This window comes from Zeaxanthinibacter sp. PT1 (assembly GCF_028464225.1).
Taxonomy (GTDB): Bacteria; Bacteroidota; Bacteroidia; order Flavobacteriales; family Flavobacteriaceae; genus Zeaxanthinibacter.
In genome coordinates, this window is sequence record NZ_JAQPCN010000006.1 from 22,393 (window position 1) to 42,288 (window position 19,896).

Genomic DNA, 19,896 nt, shown 5'->3' on the forward strand with positions numbered 1-19,896 from the left:
TAACAGGTAGGGTATTTTGTAACTGGGTTGTTATTAAGGTGTAAAGAAAGGAATCATGAAAGAAAATTATTTGGCAAAATGGTTAAACAACGAGCTGAGCGAGGCTGAGTTGGCAGCGTTTAAAGAGACTGCCGAATATGCATCATATCAGCGCATCATCGAGGCCAGTGCACGGATGGAAGGTCCGGCGTATGACCCCGCGGCTGCCTATAACGACCTGAAAGCGAAACTTACCGATCGTAATTCAGAGAACAAGAAGGCCGGGAAAGTAATCCAAATGCGACCTTTAAGGAAACTGATGGCGATTGCCGCTGCAATAGTTCTCATGATCGCAGTTTCATTCTGGTTTGTCAATTCGCAAGATGAAACCGTAAGCACCTTATATGCCCAATCCACAACCCACACCCTGCCCGATGCTTCAGAAATTATCCTGAATGCCGGATCGGAGATAACTTACAGTAAAAAGAAATGGAACAAGGAACGCGTGGTATCTCTTGAAGGGGAAGCGTTCTTCAAAGTTGCCAAAGGAGAAAAATTCAGTGTTGACACCGATCTTGGGGAAGTTTGGGTTCTCGGTACCCAGTTCAACGTAGAACAAAGGGGCGATTATTTTGAGGTGACTTGTTACGAAGGCCTCGTACGCGTCAATTTTGCTAGGGTTGAAAAAGAATTACCTGCAGGCAGTTCCTTCCTTGCCATCAACGGGAAAGTAATTCCCGTTGAAGGTCCCAATGCTGATGTTCCTTCCTGGCTCAACCAGGAGAGTTCCTTTAAAAGTATTCCCCTAAAATACGTTTTGGAAGAATTTGAACGGCAATTTGATATAGAAGTCGAAACCCGGGGCGTGGACCTCAACCAATTATTTACCGGTACATTCAGCAATACAAACAAAGAATTGGCGTTGCAGAGTATAAGTTCACCTTCCAGGCTAACCTATGATCTGGATGGGGAGAATGTTATATTCTATGCCGAGGAAACCCCATAAACATTTATTCTTATTACTGCTGATCCTGGTAAAAGGCCACTTCCTCTTAAATGCTCAGGAAGTACCCAACCGGGAAACAATTCCTGTTATTTCTTACTTACAGGAATTAGAGCGCCGGTACGATGTTAAATTTTCCTTCGTGGATGAAGACCTCGAAGATGTGGTGATACAGGTACCCATTGGCGAAAACTTAGATACCATTCTTGCACGCTTAAGTGACCAGACACAACTTAAAGTTCAGAAACTCAGTGACCGGTATTACACCTTATCCAGAAGCAGGTTGATCGATGTCTGCGGAACAGTTCTGGACAACTTTGAGCAGAATTCCATCGTTGGAGCTTCAGTAGAAGTGCTTGGGAGCAGCATTAGCATGATCACCGATTTTGACGGGCAATTTAAACTGGAACAGATCCCCAGGGGAGCTACCTTGAGAATCCAGCACATAGGTTATAAGCCATTGTATATCAACGCCTCTTACCTGATCCAAACTAATCCTTGTACCCAGATTCCGATGGCCCTCAGGTACGAGCAATTGGATGAAGTAGTGGTCTACAATATCCTGACCACAGGAATTGCGGAAATGCCGGACGGAAGCCTGGAATTAGACCTCGATAGGTTCGGGATTCTGCCGGGACTGAGTGAACCGGATATCCTGCAGTCCGTGCAGGCACTACCCGGAATCAGGAGTATTGATGAAACAGTTTCTGATATCAATATCCGCGGGGGAACTAATGACCAGAACCTGATCCTTTGGGATGGCATCAAGATGTACCAGTCCGGTCATTTTTTTGGCCTGATCTCGGCCTTTAATCCCTACCTCACTAAAAAAGTAACCCTTATCAAAAACGGAACTTCTGCCCAATACGGGGATGGAGTCAGCGGAATTATCCTGATGGAAACCCATGACCGGGTTGATGATAAAGCGTTCGGCGGTGCCGGGTTTAACCTTATCAGCGGGGATGCCTACGCCTATGTACCATTATCCGGTAAGCTGGGCTTCCAATGGTCTGCCAGGCGCTCTGTGACCGACTTCCTGGATACCCCAACTTACAAGCAATTTTTCAGCAGGGCCTTCCAGGATACAGAAGTAAAAGGCGATTCCGGCGCAGATACCGATATTACCCAGGAGGAAGATTTTTATTTTTATGATTTTACGGCTAAGCTGATGTACGACATCAATGAGCTGCACAAAGCAAGAATCAGCTTCATTCACATCAATAACGATCTCGCCTATACAGAGACGGATAACCAAAATGACCGGGAGAACCAGAGTACCCTGGACCAAACCAACTTATCTTTTGGGGCTGTACTGCACAGCGACTGGACTGATAATTTCCACAGCAGGATCAACACCTATTACACTCGTTATAATCTCGATGCGAGAACCAGCACGAATGACGAAGAACAGCAGTTGTTCCAGAATAACAGGGTCCTTGAATCCTCAATAAAAGTAAACACCTGGTACGACCTGTCTGATGAGCTTAGCTGGCATAATGGATACCAGTTTTCCGAAGTAGGGATCACCAACACGACAACGGTAACACAGCCTCCCTTTAACAGCAGTATTAAAGGGGTGATAAGAACGCATGCGCCTTATTCTGAATTGGAATACAAGACAACGAACGGGGGCCTTATGGCCAGGGGTGGGGCCCGGGTTAATTTTATCGAGAACCTGGATACATTTTCTGAAGTGATCATTGAACCCAGGCTGAATTTAAGCATGGCGCTGACCCCCAACTGGCGTCTCTCAGCGATGGGCGAGTTTAAAAACCAGACCACCAACCAGGTAATAGACCTGGAGCAGAACTTCCTCGGAATAGAAAAACGACGCTGGATACTTTCAGATAACCAGGGCCTGCCGGTGACCAAAAGCAAACAAGGCTCCCTGGGCTTTAATTATGAAAAGAATAAATGGTACATGGGACTGGAAACTTTCTACAAACAAGTAGAAGGGATCAGTACCGCAACCCAGGGATTCCAGAACCAGGATCAGTTTAACGGGGAGATAGGCAGTTACGATGTAAAAGGAGTAGAATTCCTGTTGAATCACCAGGCAGACCGTATCAGTGCATGGGTGAGTTACACCTATAATGAGAATACCTACACTTTTGAAGACATCAACCCGAACCGTTTTCCGAACAATCTCGATATCCGGCACGCAGCAACCCTGGCCGGCACCTATACCTACAATCAATTTAAGCTTGGGCTTGGGCTTCATTACAGGACAGGTAAGCCGTATACAGAACCTCAAGAAGGCAATAATATAATTGACCTTAATGTTTTTCCCAACCGGATCAGGTACCAGGAACCCAACAGCAGCAGGCTTCCGGATTACCTGAGGGCAGATGCTTCAGCTGTCTACGAATTCAAGATAGGCCAAGGTATTGATGCATCCGTAGGTGCTTCTGTTCTGAACCTCCTGAACAAAAAAAACTTACTCAACGTATATTACAGGCTGAATGAGCAGGATGAAGTGGAACGGGTAGAAAGTGCTTCCTTAGGTCTAACCCCGAATATCAGCGCGAGGATAAAATTCTAAGTACTGTTTAAATTCCCGATTCTTAATACATCGGAAAAGAAAATGGTATCCGGGAAAAGAAAAAGGCCGCGATCGCGGCCTTTTTCATGCTACATACGCTCAGGAACATCAATCCCGAGTAAACTAAACGCGGTTTGTATCACCTGGGCTACCTTATCGGCAAGCTGTATCCTGAAGATCTTGATGCTTTCATCGGCCTCACCCAGGATAGAAACCTGCTGGTAGAACGAATTGAATTCTTTCACGAGTTCGTAGGTATAATTCGCGATCAGGGCCGGGCTGTAATTTTCTGCAGCTTGTTGAATAGCTTCCGGGAATGCTTCTAGCCATTTCAGCAGTTCCTTCTCCTTAGCATGAAGCTGTAATTCGCTGGATACATCTTGTTGCATACCATTTTCAGGGGCTTTCCTAAGGATAGACTGTATCCGTGCATAGGTATACTGGATAAAGGGGCCCGTATTTCCCTGGAAATCCACCGATTCTTCCGGGTCAAATAAAATCCGTTTTTTTGGGTCTACCTTCAGAATATAATATTTGAGTGCTCCCAGCCCGATCATATGATAGAGCTGCTGTTTTTCTGCTTCCGAATAATCTTCCAGCTTGCCAAGCTCACTGGCAATAGCTCCTGCAGTCTCGCTCATCTCGAGGACCAGGTCATCAGCATCAACAACGGTTCCTTCCCGGCTTTTCATCTTCCCGCTTGGCAGGTCGACCATCCCGTAACTGAGATGATAAAGATGATCTGCCCAGTTAAATCCTAATTTTTTAAGGATAAGGAAAAGTACTTTAAAATGGTAGTCCTGTTCATTCCCAACAGTGTATACCATCCCGTTAATATCCGGGAAATCTTTTACTCGTTGTATGGCTGTACCTATATCCTGTGTCATATATACCGCCGTACCATCAGATCTTAGAACGATCTTCTCATCCAATCCCTCTTCGGTAAGGTCTATCCAGACACTACCGTCGTCTTTCCGGTAAAATACCCCTTGCTCTAAGCCTTGTTCTACAACATCTTTTCCAAGCAGGTAGGTATCACTCTCGTAATAGAGCGTGTCAAAACTGACCCCCAGGCTCTTATAGGTCTCTTCAAACCCCTCGTAAACCCATCCGTTCATGGTCTTCCAAAGCTGGACAACCTCCGGATCTCCTGCTTCCCATTTTCTAAGCATTTCCTGGGCTTCCTGAAGCAGTAAAGCTTCTTTTTCTGCTTTATCCTTCGGAGTACCCGCGGCTACCATTTCGGCAACTTCCTGTTTATATGCCTTATCGAAGGCTACATAATAGTTACCTACCAGCTTATCGCCTTTCAGACCGGTGCTCTCAGGGGTTTCCCCGTTTCCGAACCGTTTCCATGCCAGCATACTCTTGCAAATGTGGATCCCGCGGTCATTTATGATCTGGGTCTTATATACTTTTTTTCCGGCTGCTTCCAGGATAAGTGATACAGAGTGACCTAAGAGATTGTTCCGGATGTGCCCCAGGTGTAAAGGCTTATTGGTATTAGGAGAAGAATATTCGACCATCACGGCATCACTGTCCGTGCGGGAAACCTTACCATAATCCTCAAGGCCCCGTATCTCGTTAAAAAAATCGAGGTAATAGGCATCGCTGATAACGAGATTCAGAAATCCCTTGATGACGTTAAAATCAGAAATCGCTGCCACGTTCTTTAGCAAGTATGCACCAAGCTGTTCCCCGATCTTCTCAGAATTTCCTTTTACATACCTCAGCATAGGGAAGATGACCACGGTGATATCTCCTTCAAAATCTTTCCTGGTAGGCTGTAATTCTACCGATGGTAATTGAACCTCGTATATTTCCTGCAGGCCGGCTTTAACCTGCTCCTGTATGACGTCTTGCAATCTCATAAATAATGGGCGAATCAGGCTGCAAAACTAATGATTTTTTACGCTTCTGTAACATAGAAGACCTTGGTTTCCGGCTTTTGGTTATCTTTAGAAAAGGAATTGAATTTATGCTTGTAAACGTATCGTATAACAATAAAAAGATCAGGGAAGAAGTAGATGCCTTGGTAGGTAAGCCTTTTGCGTTAAAGGAAAGGTGGAGCATGGGCGGTATTGGCTCTCCCAAATTATGGATCACCGAAACAAGCCTGGAAATCAGGAATCTCCTCATACTTGACAACAACCTGGACAGCTGCAATGTGGAACTCAGACCCAAAGGGATAATTGTGCGCTTCCGCTCCTTACTGGAGACCTTTGCCCTTGTAATTCCCTATTACAAACTCACCCTATATAAAGGCGAGGCTTTTGTTTACAGCATATATATGGATCACCATTTTATCAAAGTCAAAGCAGATAAACCTAACATTCAGAAATTCTTTAAGAAGATTATGGATTTGAAAACAAAAAATACCCCCACAGCCCTGGAAGACCTGTAAGAGGAGACACCCACGGTCATAAAATATAATTCATCCCTTCATGAAAATATTGCTTACCGGCGCAAACGGTTATATCGGAATGCGATTATTACCCCGGCTCCTGGAGCTGGGCCACGAAATGGTGTGTGCCGTACGGGATAAAAACAGGCTGTCCATAGATGAAGAGACCCGGGAAAAGGTAACGATTATAGAAGTTGATTTTCTAAAGGAACCCCAGCCGGATGGTATTCCAAAGGATATAGATGTCGCCTACTACCTCATCCACTCCATGAGTTCCTCGACAAGTGATTTTGATGAACAGGAGGCATTATCGGCCCGTAACTTTAATACCATGGTTTCCGGTACTAATATTCAGCAAGTCATCTACCTCAGCGGAATCGTCAACGAAGAGGAACTGTCCAAACACCTCAGCTCCAGGAAGAACGTGGAAAGTATCTTGTATAAGGGGGACTATCATGTCACGGTACTCAGGGCCGGGATCATAGTAGGTTCTGGCAGTTCTTCATTTGAAATCATCAGGGACCTTTGTGAAAAACTACCGGTCATGATCACCCCCAGGTGGGTCTTGACCAAAACTCAGCCTATCGCTATCAGGGACGTGATCAACTTTTTAACCGGAGTTATTGGTCGGGAAGATTGTTATGACGAGTCTTTTGATATAGGTGGTCCGGATGTACTCACCTACAAAGAGATGCTTCACCGTTACGCCAAGGTCCGAGGCTTTAAGAATTGGATCTTTACGGTACCTGTGATGACCCCGAAACTATCTTCTTATTGGTTGTACTTTGTGACCGCAACCTCGTACAAGTTAGCCGTAAACCTGGTTGACAGCATGAAAATGGAAGTGGTTGCCAGGGATAACAAGCTGCAAGAGCTCCTGGGAATTGAAACTCATACCTACGAAGAGGCCATCCAAATGGCTTTTAAAAAAATTGAACAGAACCTGGTGATCAGCAGCTGGAAAGACAGCATGGTCAGCGGTCGCTTTCAACGCAACCTGGAAAAGTATATACAAGTTCCAAAATACGGGGTGCTGACCGATGCAAAAAAAATTAAATTAGACGATCCCGAAGCTGCCTTGCAGAATATCTGGCAGATTGGGGGCGCCAAAGGTTGGTACTACGGTAATTGGTTATGGCAGATCAGGGGTTTGCTCGATAAACTTAACGGTGGTGTAGGGCTGCGCCGAGGCCGCACACATCCGGATAAAATCTTTCCGGGTGATTCCCTCGATTTCTGGCGGGTTTTATTGGCCAATAAAAAGAATAAACGGCTATTGTTATTCGCAGAAATGCGCTTACCCGGTGAAGCCTGGTTGGAATTCCGAATAGACGATCAGAATATACTACACCAGACAGCAACGTTCAGGCCCAGGGGACTTCGGGGCCGACTGTACTGGTACGCCATGTTGCCCTTTCACTTCTTTATTTTTGAGGGAATGATCAATAATATCGCCAAATCCAAGCCGGAATCCTACCAGCCCATTTAAGCAACACCGGGCCTGGGAGGCAGGCTTAACTACCTTATTCAGCCTTAGGAAGGAATACTTCTGCCATCATACAGCGGGCACTTCCCCCACCACAGGTCTCTATGGTTTCTAAAGAACTGTGAAGGATAGGACAGTGTTTTTCTATCCTGCTGACCTGCTCGCGAGTGAGGCTATGGTAAGCCGCAGAACTCATGACCAGGAATGGCTGATCGTTCTTCCCTTTTACCTGCAGCATATTGCCTGCAAAGCGGTGCATCTGCTCTTCGCTGATCTCGATGATCTCTTTCCCTGAATTGGTCAGTTGAGCAACCACACTCTTACGTTCTTTCTTGTCGTCAATAGTATCCAGGCAGATCACCGAAAAGTTGTTCCCCAGGCACATCATAACATTGGTATGATAAATAGGCATCCTTTTACCGTCTACAGACTGGTTGGCTGTAAAGATTACGGGCAGATATTCAAAATCCTCGCAGAATTCGATAAACAGTCCCTCATCAGCCCGGTCAGACAATGCACAATAGGCGATCTTATGCTCCCTGTCTAAGACAATACTACCGGTACCTTCAAGGAATAGACCCTCTTCTTCGGCAGAAGTGTAATCCATAAATCCTTTGATTACAAAACCTTCCTCTTCCAGTTTTTCCATAACATCCTCACGGCGTTCCAACCTGCGGTTTTCAGCGAACATGGGATAGAGACCAACGGTTCCGTCACTGTGAAAGGAAACCCAGTTATTGGGAAATATAGAATCAGGGGTATCGGGATCCGGAGTATCATCGATCACCACTACCTGGATTCCTTTTGCCCTGAGCAGATCGACAAAGGCATCAAATTCGCGTTGCGCCTTATGGTTGATAGCTTCCTTTTGCAGGGCCAGGTCTTCCTGGAAATAGTTATTCACCGCGGTTTGCTCATTCATCCTGAATCCAATGGGTCTAACCATTAATATGGTATTAGTGATCTGCTTCATAATTCCTTTCAATAAAATTTCGGCCCGCAAATTTAATCCTTTTCTACTTGATTGCAGACAGACCCCCTAAAAGATTTATAGTAATGGTTTTTCCGGCTTATTGCCGGATGAGAGGCAGTGTACTGCAGCGTAACAGGCCTTCTTGTTTTGCGATCTCGGAATACGGAATTTCTTCTACTGTGAATCCCTGGCTTCGTAACCAATCATTGAGCCGGGTGAAGCTCTTTTCAGAGACAACGACCTCGGGTGAGATGGAGAATACATTACTATACATACGGTACATCTCGTCCTTAGTAATCTCAAAAATATTCTCTGCTCCAAAATAATTGACCAACCAGTCGTATTCTTCTTGCACCAGGAATCCATTTCGATGCAAGATGGCCTTATCCTTCCCTACCGGCTGAAAGCAGCAATCCAGGTGTAAAGCATTTTCCTTAGCCTCTACATTAGACTTTCTAAGTTCAAAACTCTTTACTTTCTTATCCGGGAATTGACGCTGTAGGTATTCTACAGCAGCCTTATTAGTCCTGGCGGTAATGTAATCCGGATAATCATCTTTGGTGTAGGTGCCCACAAATAAATATTCGTTCCAGGGCATTACATCCCCACCTTCTACGTGTACCTCTTCCGGGGGATACAGTATATTCTCCGGAGCTATAGCATCAAGCACATGCATGATGGCCTGGAATTCATTTTCCCTGTCCGGGAGAATGTTGGCTTTCACCAGTTTATCATCAATTACAAAAGCTATATCCCTGGAGAAAATCTGGTTACAATTCTCTATAACCTCCGGCCTGTAAACCTTGACCCCGTGCTTCTTCAGCACCTGGTCAAAGGCATCCATTTCACGGATCATATCTTCTTCCGTAGGATAGGTTCCTGCCAGGATATGTTCCAGCGATTTTGGATCGTAAGCCGACTCCGGGGTGGGAACAGGCCCGGGACTTTTAGCTGTGCCCAGGACTACCGCCTTTAAGTTGTCGGTCTCGTTAACTACGTTTAAATGTAGCATATGCTAAGAGGGAGTTTATCGTTTCTCTACAGGTACAAAAGCACGCTTGTTGGCGCCGGTATAGATCTGTCGGGGCCTGCCGATGGGCTCGTTCTTTAAGCGCATTTCTCTCCACTGGGCTATCCAGCCGGGAAGTCTACCCAGGGCAAACATCACGGTGAACATATCTGTAGGGATCCCGAGGGCACGGTAAATGATTCCCGAATAGAAGTCCACGTTCGGATACAACTTCCTGTCGACGAAATAAGAATCCTCAAGAGCTTCTTTTTCTAACCCTTTGGCTATTTCAAGGATAGGATCTTCAATTCCCAGGTCTCCCAGTACTTCATCGGCCGCTTTTTTAATAATCTTGGCCCGAGGATCAAAATTCTTATAGACACGATGTCCGAAGCCCATCAACCTGAAAGGATCTTCTTTATCCTTGGCTTTGGCCATATATTTTTTAGTATCTCCTCCGTCTGCTTCGATAGCTTCCAGCATCTCTAACACCGCCTGGTTGGCTCCGCCGTGAAGTGGTCCCCATAAGGCAGAAATACCGGCAGAAAGGGATGCGAACAGCCCGGCATGGGATGATCCGACAATACGTACGGTAGAAGTAGAACAGTTCTGCTCATGGTCAGCGTGCAGGATGAGTAGTTTATCCAGGGCCTCTATTACGATCTTATTGCTCTTGTATTCTTCATTTGGTTTCTTGAACATCATTTTATGAATGTTCTCTACATAGCCTAAAGAGTTGTCCCCGTAATCTAACGGAAGTCCTTTTTTCTTCCTCAGGGTCCAGGCCACGAGTACCGGGAATTTAGCGAGTATCCTGGTAATGGCATGGTACATGTCTTTTTCAGAGGTGACATTTACAGACATGGGGTTAAATGCAATCAGGGCAGATGTCAAAGAGGATAGAACGCCCATCGGGTGTGCCGATTTGGGAAAACTATCCAGGATCTTTTTCATATCCTCATCTACATGAGACTCGGCTTTAATGTCTTTGTGAAATTTATCCAGCTGCTCTTTATTGGGGAGTTCTCCAAAAATCAGCAAAAATGCAACTTCAAGGAAAGAGGCATGTTCAGCAAGTTCTTCAATAGAATATCCACGGTACCTCAGAATACCTTTCTCACCGTTTAGGAAGGTGATAGCACTCTCACAAGAACCGGTGTTCTTGTAACCGGGATCAAGTGTTACGATACCTGTTGTGGCCCGTAATTTCTTGATATCGATGCCTTTCTCATCTTCTGTTCCTTCAACGATAGGGAAATCATACTTCTTGCCTTGGTATTCCAGTGTAACTTTATCTGACATGTATCTTTATCTGTTTTAATTTATCGACCGTAAATTTAAGAAAAATAGACCCATCTTAACAATTCAAAATTGGATTTAAGGGATTATTAACAAACCCCCAAACCTACTGTAAAAACGGATTATTTGCGTACCGGGAGTGCATAAAGGTAGCGGTAATAATCATCTACGGATTTCTCCCAGGTAAAGCGCATTTTTTTGGCATTGGCTTGGATTTTTTTCCAACGGACCGGGTCATTGAAAAAGAGGTGCAGCGCCATGTCAAAGCTCTCCAGCATATTCTCCCGCTTCTCTTCAAAGGTATCTCCGTTAAAAACAAACCCGGTTTCCAGGTGGGTTACCGTGTCTTTGAGTCCACCGGTATGATGTACCAGGCAGGGAGTGCCGCTTCTCATGGCCAGCATTTGGCTTATCCCACAGGGTTCAAACTGGCTTGGCATAATATAGAGATCCGCTTCCAGGTAAATAGAATCAATCAGGTCTTCAGACTGACCATTGGTGAAGATGAAGTTAGGATGTTTGTAACTCATATCCCTGAAGAGCTGTTCGTATTCCGGGTCACCGGTTCCAAGCAGCATAAATATCCCTCCTACCTTATCAAGCCTTTCCAGCATATCGGCAAGTAACTGGGGTGATCTCTTAAAGAAATAGAACTTCTGCTCTGTCAGCCTGGCCACACTGGCACAAACAAACCGCGGGGGCTGGTTTAGTATTTCTACTACCTTTTCACCGGTATGCGCCAGGAAATCGGCCTTATACTTTTTAGATTCTTCCTGTAGCCATTGAAAGATAGCACGAATGGTATTCCTGTAGATGTTCTTTTTCTGTGCCGTACGAATATTCTTGTAATTAGAGCCATTCAGTATACCAAACAACCTGCCTTCCATATCAGCCTGTTTAAGATCTTCTTCCAGGCTCTCACCCCCTATGAATTCCGGCGGCCTGCTGGGCTTCAGTACATCTTCCTTATAGGAAGGAGAAACTGTGTGCACGGCATCGGCGAGGCGAATACCTGTGGCCATTAGGTTTATACAGTCGCGGTAGCGGTAATCCATAAGTTTTTCCCGGTTGTAATCAACTTCAGGAAACCAGTTGCTCAAGGAGGAGTAATTATCGTCAAATGGTCGTATTCCCTGTATGGCCAGGTTGTGAATACTGTATACGAACCTGGGCCTCTTCAAAGATTCGTATTGGGGATGATACGTTTTAAGGAAAAGTAATAAGCTGGTATGCCAATCGTGTAAGTGGATCACATCCAGGGTGCCAAAAACCTCCTGGCGTACTGCTTCCGCTACGGCAGTACAGAAGACGATGAATTTTATAGCATCGGTATAAAATGGCTCCTTAGGATCGTTATGGTAAATATGTCCTATTTCACCGGCTGTGATTTCCGGGTGGTGGATCACATAATGTGTCAGGTTATCAAATGGTTTCTTCGGACTCACTTCGTACAGTTCTGCCGAATAGGCTTGTCCCCTTAGCTGAAAATCAAGGTTCATGATAAACTTCCCTCCCTGGTGCAAGCGCGAATAAGCAGGCACCACTACCTGCACTTTATCTCCTCTTTCGGAGATCTGCCTTGGCACATCGCGTACCACATCACCCATTCCACCGGCCTTACACTTGATAAGTCCATCATTTTCAGCAGCGACTATTAAAAAATTATTCATAGGTTATTATCTATTGATAAGGGATTCAAAAGATACTTAATTAATTACTCTTTCGGCAAGCTGCGTTGTAAAGAAAACATAAAAAAAGCCAGGGAATAAACTCCCCGGCTTTCTGCTAATTTATATTCTTGCGTTCACGCAAGCCTTAAAAATTTAGGCTTTAATATTAAATGCATTTCCCTGGGGATAATATGCCACATCTCCCAATTCTTCCTCTATACGGAGAAGTTGATTATACTTGGCCATACGATCACTCCTGGAAGCTGATCCTGTCTTTATCTGCCCGGTGTTCAGCGCTACCGCCAGGTCTGCAATGGTATTATCCTCGGTCTCCCCGGAACGGTGAGACATCACTGAAGTATAACCTGCATTTTTCGCCATGTTCACGGCAGCGATCGTTTCTGTCAGGGTTCCTATTTGGTTTACTTTGATCAGGATAGAGTTCGCTATTCCATTTTCAATACCTCTGGAAAGACGCTCCACATTGGTTACAAAAAGGTCGTCACCTACCAATTGAACTTTATCCCCGACTTTATCCGTAAGGGCCTTCCAGCCGTCCCAGTCATTTTCATCCATACCGTCTTCAATAGAGATGATAGGGTACTTAGCACAAAGATCTGCAAGGTACTGAGCCTGTTCTTCAGAAGTACGTACAGCCCCGTTACTGCCTTCAAATTTCGTATAATCGTATTTTCCGTCTACGTAGAACTCTGCTGCAGCACAATCCAGGGCGATCATTACATCATCCCCTAGAGTGTATCCTGCATTTTTTACCGCTATCCCTATGGTATCCAACGCATCTTCAGTTCCATCCAGGGTAGGTGCAAATCCTCCTTCATCACCCACTGCGGTACTGAGGTTACGGTCGTGAAGAACTTTTTTCAGATGGTGAAAGATTTCCGTTCCCATTTGCATGGCATGGGAGAAATTTTTCGCCTTGACCGGCATTACCATGAATTCTTGGAAAGCGATCGGTGCATCCGAATGGGAACCACCATTAATAATATTCATCATAGGGACAGGAAGCGTATTGGCACTTACTCCCCCGACATAGCGGTAAAGAGATTGCCCCAACTCATTGGCTGCTGCCTTGGCCACTGCCAGGGATACGCCTAAAATTGCATTAGCCCCAAGTTTTGATTTGTTCTTGGTACCATCCAGGTCTATCATTGCCTGGTCTATCTGGTTCTGCTCATAGACTAACATACCGCGGATCTGGTCAGCGATGATATCATTTACATTTTTTACGGCCTGGCTTACTCCCTTGCCCATAAATGCCTTTCCGCCATCGCGAAGCTCAACGGCTTCATGTTCTCCCGTAGAAGCTCCGGAAGGGACAGCTGCCCTGCCCATTACGCCATTCTCGGTGATCACATCTACTTCTACTGTCGGGTTCCCGCGCGAATCCAGAATTTGTCGCGCATGTACGTCTATTATGATACTCATTTGTTTTCTTTTTTATCTTAAAAATGGTGAATTCCAAATATACAAAAGACTACCGATGAAATTGTTCAAAGGCAACCTATTGCGAGGAATATAACAATTCGTTAAACCGTAGCTTTATTACTAACACTTGCCTGTATCAGTTCAAAGAACTGGTCAAACAGGTAATCGGCATCATGCGGTCCCGGACTGGCTTCCGGGTGGTACTGTACAGAGAACACAGGCTTCCCCTTCATTCGCATTCCGGCAACAGTATGATCATTCAGGTGTACATGAGTGATTTCCAGCTCAGGGTGCGACTCGGTCTCCTCCCTGTTGATCGAAAATCCATGGTTTTGCGAAGTGATCTCTCCTTTCCCGGTTTCCAGGTTCAGGACAGGGTGGTTGATCCCCCGGTGCCCGTGGTGCATCTTATAGGTGGTCACCCCGTTAGCCAGGGCTAATATCTGGTGTCCAAGGCATATCCCAAACAAGGGTTTATCCTCGGCAATGATGTTCTTTGCAACATCTATGGCACTATGCAATGGTTTGGGATCTCCAGGACCGTTAGAGATGAAGTATCCATCGGGATTCCACGACTTCATCTCCTCGTAAGAAGTGTCATACGGGAATACCTTGATGTAGGCATCTCTTTTCACCAGGTTCCTGAGGATATTCTTTTTAATTCCAATATCCAGGGCGGCTATACGTATCGGTGCATTTTCATCACCCACGTAATAAGGCTCTTTGGTAGATACTTTTGAAGCTAACTCCAGGCCATCCATATCTGGCACCTGTTTCAGCTCTTCTTTTAAGGCGTCTATTTCGTTCACTCTGGTCGAAATTACGGCGTTCATAGCCCCATGTTCACGAATATAGGCTACCAGGGCGCGTGTATCCACATCGGATATCGCGAACATGCTGTTTTCCTCGAGAAATTGCTGTAAACTTTTGTCTGCAGCCGGGCGGGAATAGGTGTAACTGAAATTTTTGCAAATAAGTCCGGATATCTTTATAGAATCCGACTCTACCTCATCCTCGTTGGTCCCGTAATTCCCGATATGTGCGTTTGTGGTCACCATCATCTGCCCAAAATAAGAGGGGTCTGTGAAGATCTCCTGGTAACCGGTCATCCCGGTGTTAAAACAAACTTCGCCAAAGGCGGTTCCTTCCTTCTCACCTACGGCCTTGCCATAAAAGATGGTGCCGTCTGCCAATAATACTAGTGCTTTTTTCCTGGTAATGTACTTCATCAGTCTTCTTGCTATAAAAGTTTCACAAAGAAACACAAAAAAAGGATAAGCTTTTAGGCCTATCCTTTTTCCGTATTTTAAAAGTTCTCAACATCCTATTCTTCTGAATCGTCAGTTTTAGTCTCTTTTGTTGCTTCCGGTGCCGGAGCAGTTTCTGTTTTCTTGCTTCGGCTACGACGGGTAGTTTTCTTCTTCTTGGTCTCCCCGGCATTGTAAAGCTCGTTAAAGTCTACCAGCTCTATCATGGCCATATCCGCGTTATCTCCCATTCGGTTACCCAGTTTAATAATTCGGGTATATCCTCCCGGACGATCCGCAACCTTCTCGGCTACCGTATCAAAAAGCTCGCTTACCGCGTGCTTATCCCTGAGGTTCCTGAAAACGATACGCCTATTATGGGTACCCTTTTCTGCAGTCTTGTTATTCTCTGCCTTTGATTTTGTGATCAGGGGCTCAATGAACTGCTTCAACGCTTTGGCCTTGGCCACAGTGGTATTAATTCTCTTGTGTTCAATCAGGGAACAAGCCATGTTGGCCAGCATCGCCTTTCTGTGGGCTGTCTGTCTTCCTAAGTGATTGATCTTTTTTCCGTGTCTCATCGTTCTATTCTATAATAATCCCTACTCCGTCAATAACGGGCTCAGGGCCAAATTTAATCTTTATCCAATTTATACTTTGACAGGTCCATGCCGAAGTTAAGGCCTTTGTTAATGACCAGCTCTTCTAACTCTGTGAGCGACTTTTTACCAAAGTTCCTGAATTTCATCAGGTCGTTCTTATTGAAAGATACAAGGTCTCCCAGGGTATCCACTTCGGCTGCCTTCAGGCAGTTCAGGGCACGTACGGAAAGGTCCATATCTACCAACTTGGTCTTCAGTAACTGGCGCATGTGCAGTGACTCCTCATCATAGGTCTCTGTCTGTGCGATCTCATCTGCTTCCAAGGTGATACGCTCGTCAGAGAAGAGCATGAAGTGGTGGATCAACACCTTAGCCGCCTCTGTAAGGGCGTCCTTAGGATGGATGGATCCGTCTGTCATGATCTCAAAAACCAATTTCTCATAATCGGTCTTTTGCTCTACACGGAAGTTCTCAATGCTGTATTTCACATTCTTCACAGGCGTGAAGATAGAGTCAACAGCAATACTACCGATCGGCGCATTAGATTTCTTGTTCTCTTCTGCAGGAACATATCCCCTACCTTTCTCAATGATCAACTCCATGTTGATATTGACTTTAGGATCCATGTTGCAGATTACAAGGTCAGGATTCAGCACCTGGTATCCAGAGATGAATTTCTGGAAATCACCGGCGGTAAGTTGTTCTTTCCCGCTTACGGAGATGGAAACCGTTTCTTCGTTCACATCTTCGATCTGCCTTTTAAAGCGAACCTGTTTCAGGTTCAGGATCATTTCGGTTACATCTTCTACAACACCTTCAATGACCGAAAACTCGTGCTCTACTTTATCGATACGAACAGAAGTGATAGCAAAACCTTCCAGAGAGGAAAGCAGTACTCTTCTGAGCGCGTTCCCGACAGTCAGACCGTATCCGGGTTCCAAAGGGCGAAATTCAAATTTCCCTTCGAAATCGGAAGAATCAATCATTATAACTTTGTCGGGCTTCTGAAAATTAAATAATGCCATAGTCAGATCTGTGTTGTTTTATTTCGAGTATAACTCAACGATTAATTGTTCTTTGATGTTCTCCGGAATCTGAATACGTTCTGGAACCGCAACAAAGGTACCTTGCATTTTTTCTGAATTCCAGCTCAGCCATTCGTAAACACTGCTGTTAGCAGCTAAAGCATCCTGGATAGTTTGCAGGGATTTAGATTTTTCTCTAACACCTACAACGTCTCCTGCTTTTAATGAGTAAGAAGGAATATTCACAACTTCACCATTAACGGTGATGTGCCTGTGAGAAACTAACTGCCGCGCTCCTCTCCTGGAAGTTGCAATTCCAAAACGGAATACTGCGTTGTCCAGACGTGATTCGCACAACTGTAACAGAACCTCACCGGTAACTCCCTTGCTGCGGTTTGCACGTGCAAAGAGGTTACGGAATTGGCGCTCAAGGATACCGTAGGTATACTTAGCTTTCTGCTTCTCCATCAACTGGATAGCATATTCTGATTTCTTACCACGACGACGGTTGTTACCGTGCTGTCCCGGTGGGTAGTTTTTCTTTTCAAAAGACTTGTCGTCTCCGAATATCGCTTCGCCGAATTTACGAGCGATCTTAGTTTTTGGTCCTGTGTATCTTGCCATCTTCTATAAATTGGGGAATGTGATTATGAATTAAGGCTAATCCTTCGATAATCGTAACTACACTCCCGGTGAAAAATTAATTATTCAGGTTATGATATAAATTATACTCTCCTTCTTTTTGGAGGCCTGCAGCCATTATGTGGCAGCGGAGTAACATCGATGATTTCTGTAACTTCGATCCCGGAATTGTGGATAGAGCGGATAGCGGATTCACGTCCGTTACCTGGTCCTTTTACATAGACCTTCACTTTCCTTAGTCCGGCTTCATGTGCAATCTTAGCACACTCTTCGGAAGCAACCTGGGCAGCGTAAGGAGTATTCTTCTTAGAGCCCCTGAATCCCATCTTACCAGCAGATGACCAGGAAATCACATCACCCTTCTTGTTGGTCAGGGAAATAATGATGTTGTTGAAAGAGGCAGTGATATGCGCCTCCCCGGTAGACTCTACAATTACTTTACGCTTTTTTGCGGCTTTTGTGCCTGCTTTTGCACCTGTCTTTGCCATACTTCTATTTATTATTTAGTTGCTTTCTTCTTGTTAGCAACCGTTTTTCTCTTTCCTTTCCTCGTCCTAGAGTTATTCTTAGTACGTTGTCCTCTCAATGGAAGTCCAGAACGGTGACGGATCCCACGGTAACAACCAATATCCATCAATCGCTTGATGTTTAGTTGCGTTTCAGAACGAAGCTCCCCTTCTATCTTATAAGAAGATACTGCATCACGAACACTACCGATCTCGTCATCAGACCAATCAGATACGGTCTTGTCCTCGTCAACTCCGGCTTTCTCCAGAATTTCCTGAGCCCTGCTTTTACCGATACCAAAAATATAGGTAAGGGCGATGACCCCTCTTTTCTGCTTTGGTATATCTACCCCTGCTATTCTTGCCATAATTACCCTTGTCTTTGTTTAAATCTAGGATTCTTTTTGTTAATCACGTAAAGCCTGCCCTTTCTGCGTACTATCTTGCATTCAGCGCTTCGCTTCTTAATGGATGCTCTTACTTTCATCGTTCTAAAGTCTTAATATCTATATGTAATTCTTGCCTTGCTTAAATCGTACGGACTCATCTCAAGTTTTACCTTATCACCGGGTAACAACTTAATGTAATGCATTCGCATTTTCCCGGAAATGTGAGCCGTAACCACGTGTCCATTTTCCAGTTCCACTCGGAACATGGCATTTGACAACGCTTCTATAATAGAGCCGTCTTGTTCTATAGGTGCTTGTTTGGCCATATTATTATGCTACTTTTCTGTTTTTTCCAGTTTTCATTAGTCCATCGTAATGCCTGTTCAGCAAATACGAGTTTACTTGTTGTACAGTGTCTATTGCCACCCCAACCATGATCAGCAGGGAAGTTCCACCGTAAAATAACGCCCATCCGGGTTGTATGTCCATCAGCTTTACTACTACAGCCGGTAATACGGCGAGTAAAGCCAGGAATACTGCACCGGGCAGGGTGATCAGAGACATCACCTTATCCAGGAAACTTGCAGTCTCTTTACCGGGTCTGATCCCGGGGATAAATCCTCCACTTCTTTTCAGGTCATCTGCCATCTTATTCGTTGGCACGGTGATGGCCGTATAGAAGTAGGTGAATATGATAATCAGCAGGGCGAACAAGATGTTGTAAGCCAGGCCAAATATATCCTGGAACTGTACTTCCATCCACTGACCTACCGCGGTATCATTAAACGTACGTCCCAATAATCCGGGAGCGAACATGATCGCCTGGGCAAAGATGATTGGCATTACCCCGGAAGCATTGAGCTTTAAAGGGATATACTGCCTGGAACCGATAACGTTCTTCTCGTATCCTCCGGATGCTGTTCTCCTCGCATACTGAACCGGTATACGCCTCGTGGCCATTACCAGTAACACACTAGCCAGGATAACCAGGAACCAAAGGATAACTTCGATCAACATGAACATCAGTCCCCCGTTGTTATTTGTTGTCCTTGAAATAAATTCCTGGACAAAAGATTGAGGCATGGTCGCGATAATACCGATCATAATCAGGAGAGAAATACCATTCCCGATCCCTTTATCCGTAATACGCTCTCCTAACCACATGGCAAATACGGTTCCTGTAACCAGGATGATTACCGCAGGGACCATAAAGTTAAGACCTTTCCCCAATAAGAATGCACTGTCCGGCACTCCTAGCGCACTAAGGCTATAGAGGTATGCCGGGGCTTGTACAATACAGATTCCGATGGTCAGCCATCGGGTGATCTGGTTTTTAGTTTTTCTGCCGCTTTCACCTTCTTTATCCAGTTTTTGCAGGTAAGGAACCGCGATTCCCATTAACTGCACTACAATAGATGCCGAAATATAGGGCATGATCCCTAAGGCGAAAACAGAAGCATTGGCAAAGGCGCCTCCTGTGAATGCATTCAGAATTCCCAGGATACCTTGCTCAGTATTGGAAGATAACTCTGCCAATTGTGAGGTATCTATACCCGGAAGAACTATCTGCGCACCAAAACGGTACACTAATAAGAGCCCCAGAGTAACCAAAATCCTTGCCCTCAGCTCATCAATCTTCCAGATATTGGATATAATCTCAAAAAACTTCTTCAT

At 45.1% G+C, this 19,896-nt stretch carries 19 protein-coding genes; 4 read left to right on the forward strand and 15 right to left on the reverse strand.

What is annotated here, in order from left to right; all coding sequences use genetic code 11:
* Positions 1-55: 55 nt before the first annotated feature.
* Positions 56-985 carry a FecR family protein gene (locus PP178_RS13595; RefSeq protein ID WP_272594910.1) on the forward strand — a complete coding sequence of 310 codons (930 nt, stop codon included), beginning with the start codon at positions 56-58 and terminating at the stop codon, positions 983-985.
* On the forward strand, positions 966-3,524 hold the full coding sequence (locus tag PP178_RS13600) for a carboxypeptidase-like regulatory domain-containing protein (RefSeq protein ID WP_272594911.1): 2,559 nt from the start codon (positions 966-968) through the stop codon (positions 3,522-3,524). The genes PP178_RS13595 and PP178_RS13600 overlap by 20 nt, the downstream gene beginning before the upstream one ends.
* A gap of 89 nt (positions 3,525-3,613) precedes the next feature.
* Here the strand turns inward: PP178_RS13600 and argS are convergent, their stop codons facing one another.
* The gene (gene argS / locus PP178_RS13605; protein ID WP_272594912.1) at positions 3,614-5,395 is read right to left on the reverse strand and encodes an arginine--tRNA ligase; all 1,782 of its coding nucleotides are present in this window, start codon (positions 5,393-5,395) and stop codon (positions 3,614-3,616) included.
* 107 nt (positions 5,396-5,502) lie between these two features.
* On the opposite strand from argS, the gene PP178_RS13610 reads away from it, so the two are divergent.
* Both PP178_RS13610 and PP178_RS13615 read left to right on the forward strand, forming a co-directional pair.
* Positions 5,503-5,928, forward strand: a complete 426-nt coding sequence (locus tag PP178_RS13610; RefSeq protein WP_272594913.1) for a hypothetical protein — start codon at positions 5,503-5,505, stop codon at positions 5,926-5,928.
* A gap of 40 nt (positions 5,929-5,968) precedes the next feature.
* Complete coding sequence (locus PP178_RS13615) at positions 5,969-7,417, forward strand: SDR family oxidoreductase (RefSeq protein ID WP_272594914.1); 1,449 nt, start codon at positions 5,969-5,971, stop codon at positions 7,415-7,417.
* 34 nt (positions 7,418-7,451) lie between these two features.
* Here the strand turns inward: PP178_RS13615 and ctlX are convergent, their stop codons facing one another.
* The 14 genes from ctlX to secY all read right to left on the reverse strand — a co-directional run bounded on the left by ctlX (position 7,452) and on the right by secY (position 19,896).
* A complete protein-coding gene (gene ctlX / locus PP178_RS13620; protein ID WP_272594915.1) occupies positions 7,452-8,387 on the reverse strand; it encodes a citrulline utilization hydrolase CtlX in 936 nt (311 codons plus the stop codon).
* Between the two features lie 97 nt (positions 8,388-8,484).
* Entirely contained in the window at positions 8,485-9,399 is a 915-nt protein-coding gene (locus PP178_RS13625) for a dimethylarginine dimethylaminohydrolase family protein (RefSeq protein ID WP_272594916.1), read from the reverse strand.
* A gap of 15 nt (positions 9,400-9,414) precedes the next feature.
* Positions 9,415-10,698: a citrate synthase gene (locus tag PP178_RS13630; RefSeq protein ID WP_272594917.1), complete on the reverse strand. Its 1,284-nt coding sequence runs from the start codon at positions 10,696-10,698 to the stop codon at positions 9,415-9,417.
* A gap of 119 nt (positions 10,699-10,817) precedes the next feature.
* On the reverse strand, positions 10,818-12,365 hold the full coding sequence (locus PP178_RS13635; protein WP_272594918.1) for a glycogen synthase: 1,548 nt from the start codon (positions 12,363-12,365) through the stop codon (positions 10,818-10,820).
* 153 nt (positions 12,366-12,518) lie between these two features.
* The gene (eno, locus tag PP178_RS13640; protein ID WP_272594919.1) at positions 12,519-13,811 is read right to left on the reverse strand and encodes a phosphopyruvate hydratase; all 1,293 of its coding nucleotides are present in this window, start codon (positions 13,809-13,811) and stop codon (positions 12,519-12,521) included.
* Between the two features lie 101 nt (positions 13,812-13,912).
* Positions 13,913-15,040: a glutamine-hydrolyzing carbamoyl-phosphate synthase small subunit gene (gene carA, locus PP178_RS13645; RefSeq protein ID WP_272594920.1), complete on the reverse strand. Its 1,128-nt coding sequence runs from the start codon at positions 15,038-15,040 to the stop codon at positions 13,913-13,915.
* A 95-nt stretch (positions 15,041-15,135) separates the two neighbouring features.
* Positions 15,136-15,639, reverse strand: a complete 504-nt coding sequence (rplQ, locus tag PP178_RS13650; protein ID WP_272594921.1) for a 50S ribosomal protein L17 — start codon at positions 15,637-15,639, stop codon at positions 15,136-15,138.
* A gap of 53 nt (positions 15,640-15,692) precedes the next feature.
* On the reverse strand, positions 15,693-16,685 hold the full coding sequence (locus PP178_RS13655; RefSeq protein ID WP_133644621.1) for a DNA-directed RNA polymerase subunit alpha: 993 nt from the start codon (positions 16,683-16,685) through the stop codon (positions 15,693-15,695).
* An 18-nt stretch (positions 16,686-16,703) separates the two neighbouring features.
* Positions 16,704-17,309, reverse strand: a complete 606-nt coding sequence (gene rpsD, locus PP178_RS13660; RefSeq protein ID WP_272594922.1) for a 30S ribosomal protein S4 — start codon at positions 17,307-17,309, stop codon at positions 16,704-16,706.
* A 101-nt stretch (positions 17,310-17,410) separates the two neighbouring features.
* Positions 17,411-17,815, reverse strand: a complete 405-nt coding sequence (rpsK, locus tag PP178_RS13665; RefSeq protein ID WP_133644619.1) for a 30S ribosomal protein S11 — start codon at positions 17,813-17,815, stop codon at positions 17,411-17,413.
* Between the two features lie 11 nt (positions 17,816-17,826).
* A complete protein-coding gene (gene rpsM, locus PP178_RS13670) occupies positions 17,827-18,201 on the reverse strand; it encodes a 30S ribosomal protein S13 (RefSeq protein ID WP_272594926.1) in 375 nt (124 codons plus the stop codon).
* A gap of 2 nt (positions 18,202-18,203) precedes the next feature.
* Positions 18,204-18,320 carry a type B 50S ribosomal protein L36 gene (gene ykgO / locus PP178_RS13675; protein WP_013621733.1) on the reverse strand — a complete coding sequence of 39 codons (117 nt, stop codon included), beginning with the start codon at positions 18,318-18,320 and terminating at the stop codon, positions 18,204-18,206.
* Positions 18,321-18,332: 12 nt separating this feature from the next.
* Positions 18,333-18,548, reverse strand: coding sequence for a translation initiation factor IF-1 (gene infA / locus PP178_RS13680; RefSeq protein WP_088341556.1), 216 nt, complete (start codon positions 18,546-18,548; stop codon positions 18,333-18,335).
* A gap of 4 nt (positions 18,549-18,552) precedes the next feature.
* Positions 18,553-19,896, reverse strand: coding sequence for a preprotein translocase subunit SecY (secY, locus tag PP178_RS13685; RefSeq protein WP_272594927.1), 1,344 nt, complete (start codon positions 19,894-19,896; stop codon positions 18,553-18,555).

Excerpts from the sequence above, each read along its gene's own strand:
- ctlX (WP_272594915.1), bottom strand. The coding sequence starts at position 8,387 with ATGAAGCAGATCACTAATACCATATTAATGGTTAGACCCATTGGATTC.
- infA (WP_088341556.1), bottom strand. The coding sequence starts at position 18,548 with ATGGCCAAACAAGCACCTATAGAACAAGACGGCTCTATTATAGAAGCG.
- secY (WP_272594927.1), bottom strand. The coding sequence starts at position 19,896 with ATGAAGAAGTTTTTTGAGATTATATCCAATATCTGGAAGATTGATGAG.
- PP178_RS13635 (WP_272594918.1), bottom strand. The coding sequence starts at position 12,365 with ATGAATAATTTTTTAATAGTCGCTGCTGAAAATGATGGACTTATCAAG.
- rpsK (WP_133644619.1), bottom strand. The coding sequence starts at position 17,815 with ATGGCAAAGACAGGTGCAAAAGCAGGCACAAAAGCCGCAAAAAAGCGT.
- PP178_RS13615 (WP_272594914.1), top strand. The coding sequence starts at position 5,969 with ATGAAAATATTGCTTACCGGCGCAAACGGTTATATCGGAATGCGATTA.
- carA (WP_272594920.1), bottom strand. The coding sequence starts at position 15,040 with ATGAAGTACATTACCAGGAAAAAAGCACTAGTATTATTGGCAGACGGC.
- PP178_RS13625 (WP_272594916.1), bottom strand. The coding sequence starts at position 9,399 with ATGCTACATTTAAACGTAGTTAACGAGACCGACAACTTAAAGGCGGTA.
- rpsD (WP_272594922.1), bottom strand. The coding sequence starts at position 17,309 with ATGGCAAGATACACAGGACCAAAAACTAAGATCGCTCGTAAATTCGGC.
- PP178_RS13655 (WP_133644621.1), bottom strand. The coding sequence starts at position 16,685 with ATGGCATTATTTAATTTTCAGAAGCCCGACAAAGTTATAATGATTGAT.
- rpsM (WP_272594926.1), bottom strand. The coding sequence starts at position 18,201 with ATGGCAAGAATAGCAGGGGTAGATATACCAAAGCAGAAAAGAGGGGTC.
- PP178_RS13600 (WP_272594911.1), top strand. The coding sequence starts at position 966 with ATGCCGAGGAAACCCCATAAACATTTATTCTTATTACTGCTGATCCTG.
- ykgO (WP_013621733.1), bottom strand. The coding sequence starts at position 18,320 with ATGAAAGTAAGAGCATCCATTAAGAAGCGAAGCGCTGAATGCAAGATA.
- PP178_RS13630 (WP_272594917.1), bottom strand. The coding sequence starts at position 10,698 with ATGTCAGATAAAGTTACACTGGAATACCAAGGCAAGAAGTATGATTTC.
- PP178_RS13610 (WP_272594913.1), top strand. The coding sequence starts at position 5,503 with ATGCTTGTAAACGTATCGTATAACAATAAAAAGATCAGGGAAGAAGTA.
- argS (WP_272594912.1), bottom strand. The coding sequence starts at position 5,395 with ATGAGATTGCAAGACGTCATACAGGAGCAGGTTAAAGCCGGCCTGCAG.
- PP178_RS13595 (WP_272594910.1), top strand. The coding sequence starts at position 56 with ATGAAAGAAAATTATTTGGCAAAATGGTTAAACAACGAGCTGAGCGAG.
- rplQ (WP_272594921.1), bottom strand. The coding sequence starts at position 15,639 with ATGAGACACGGAAAAAAGATCAATCACTTAGGAAGACAGACAGCCCAC.
- eno (WP_272594919.1), bottom strand. The coding sequence starts at position 13,811 with ATGAGTATCATAATAGACGTACATGCGCGACAAATTCTGGATTCGCGC.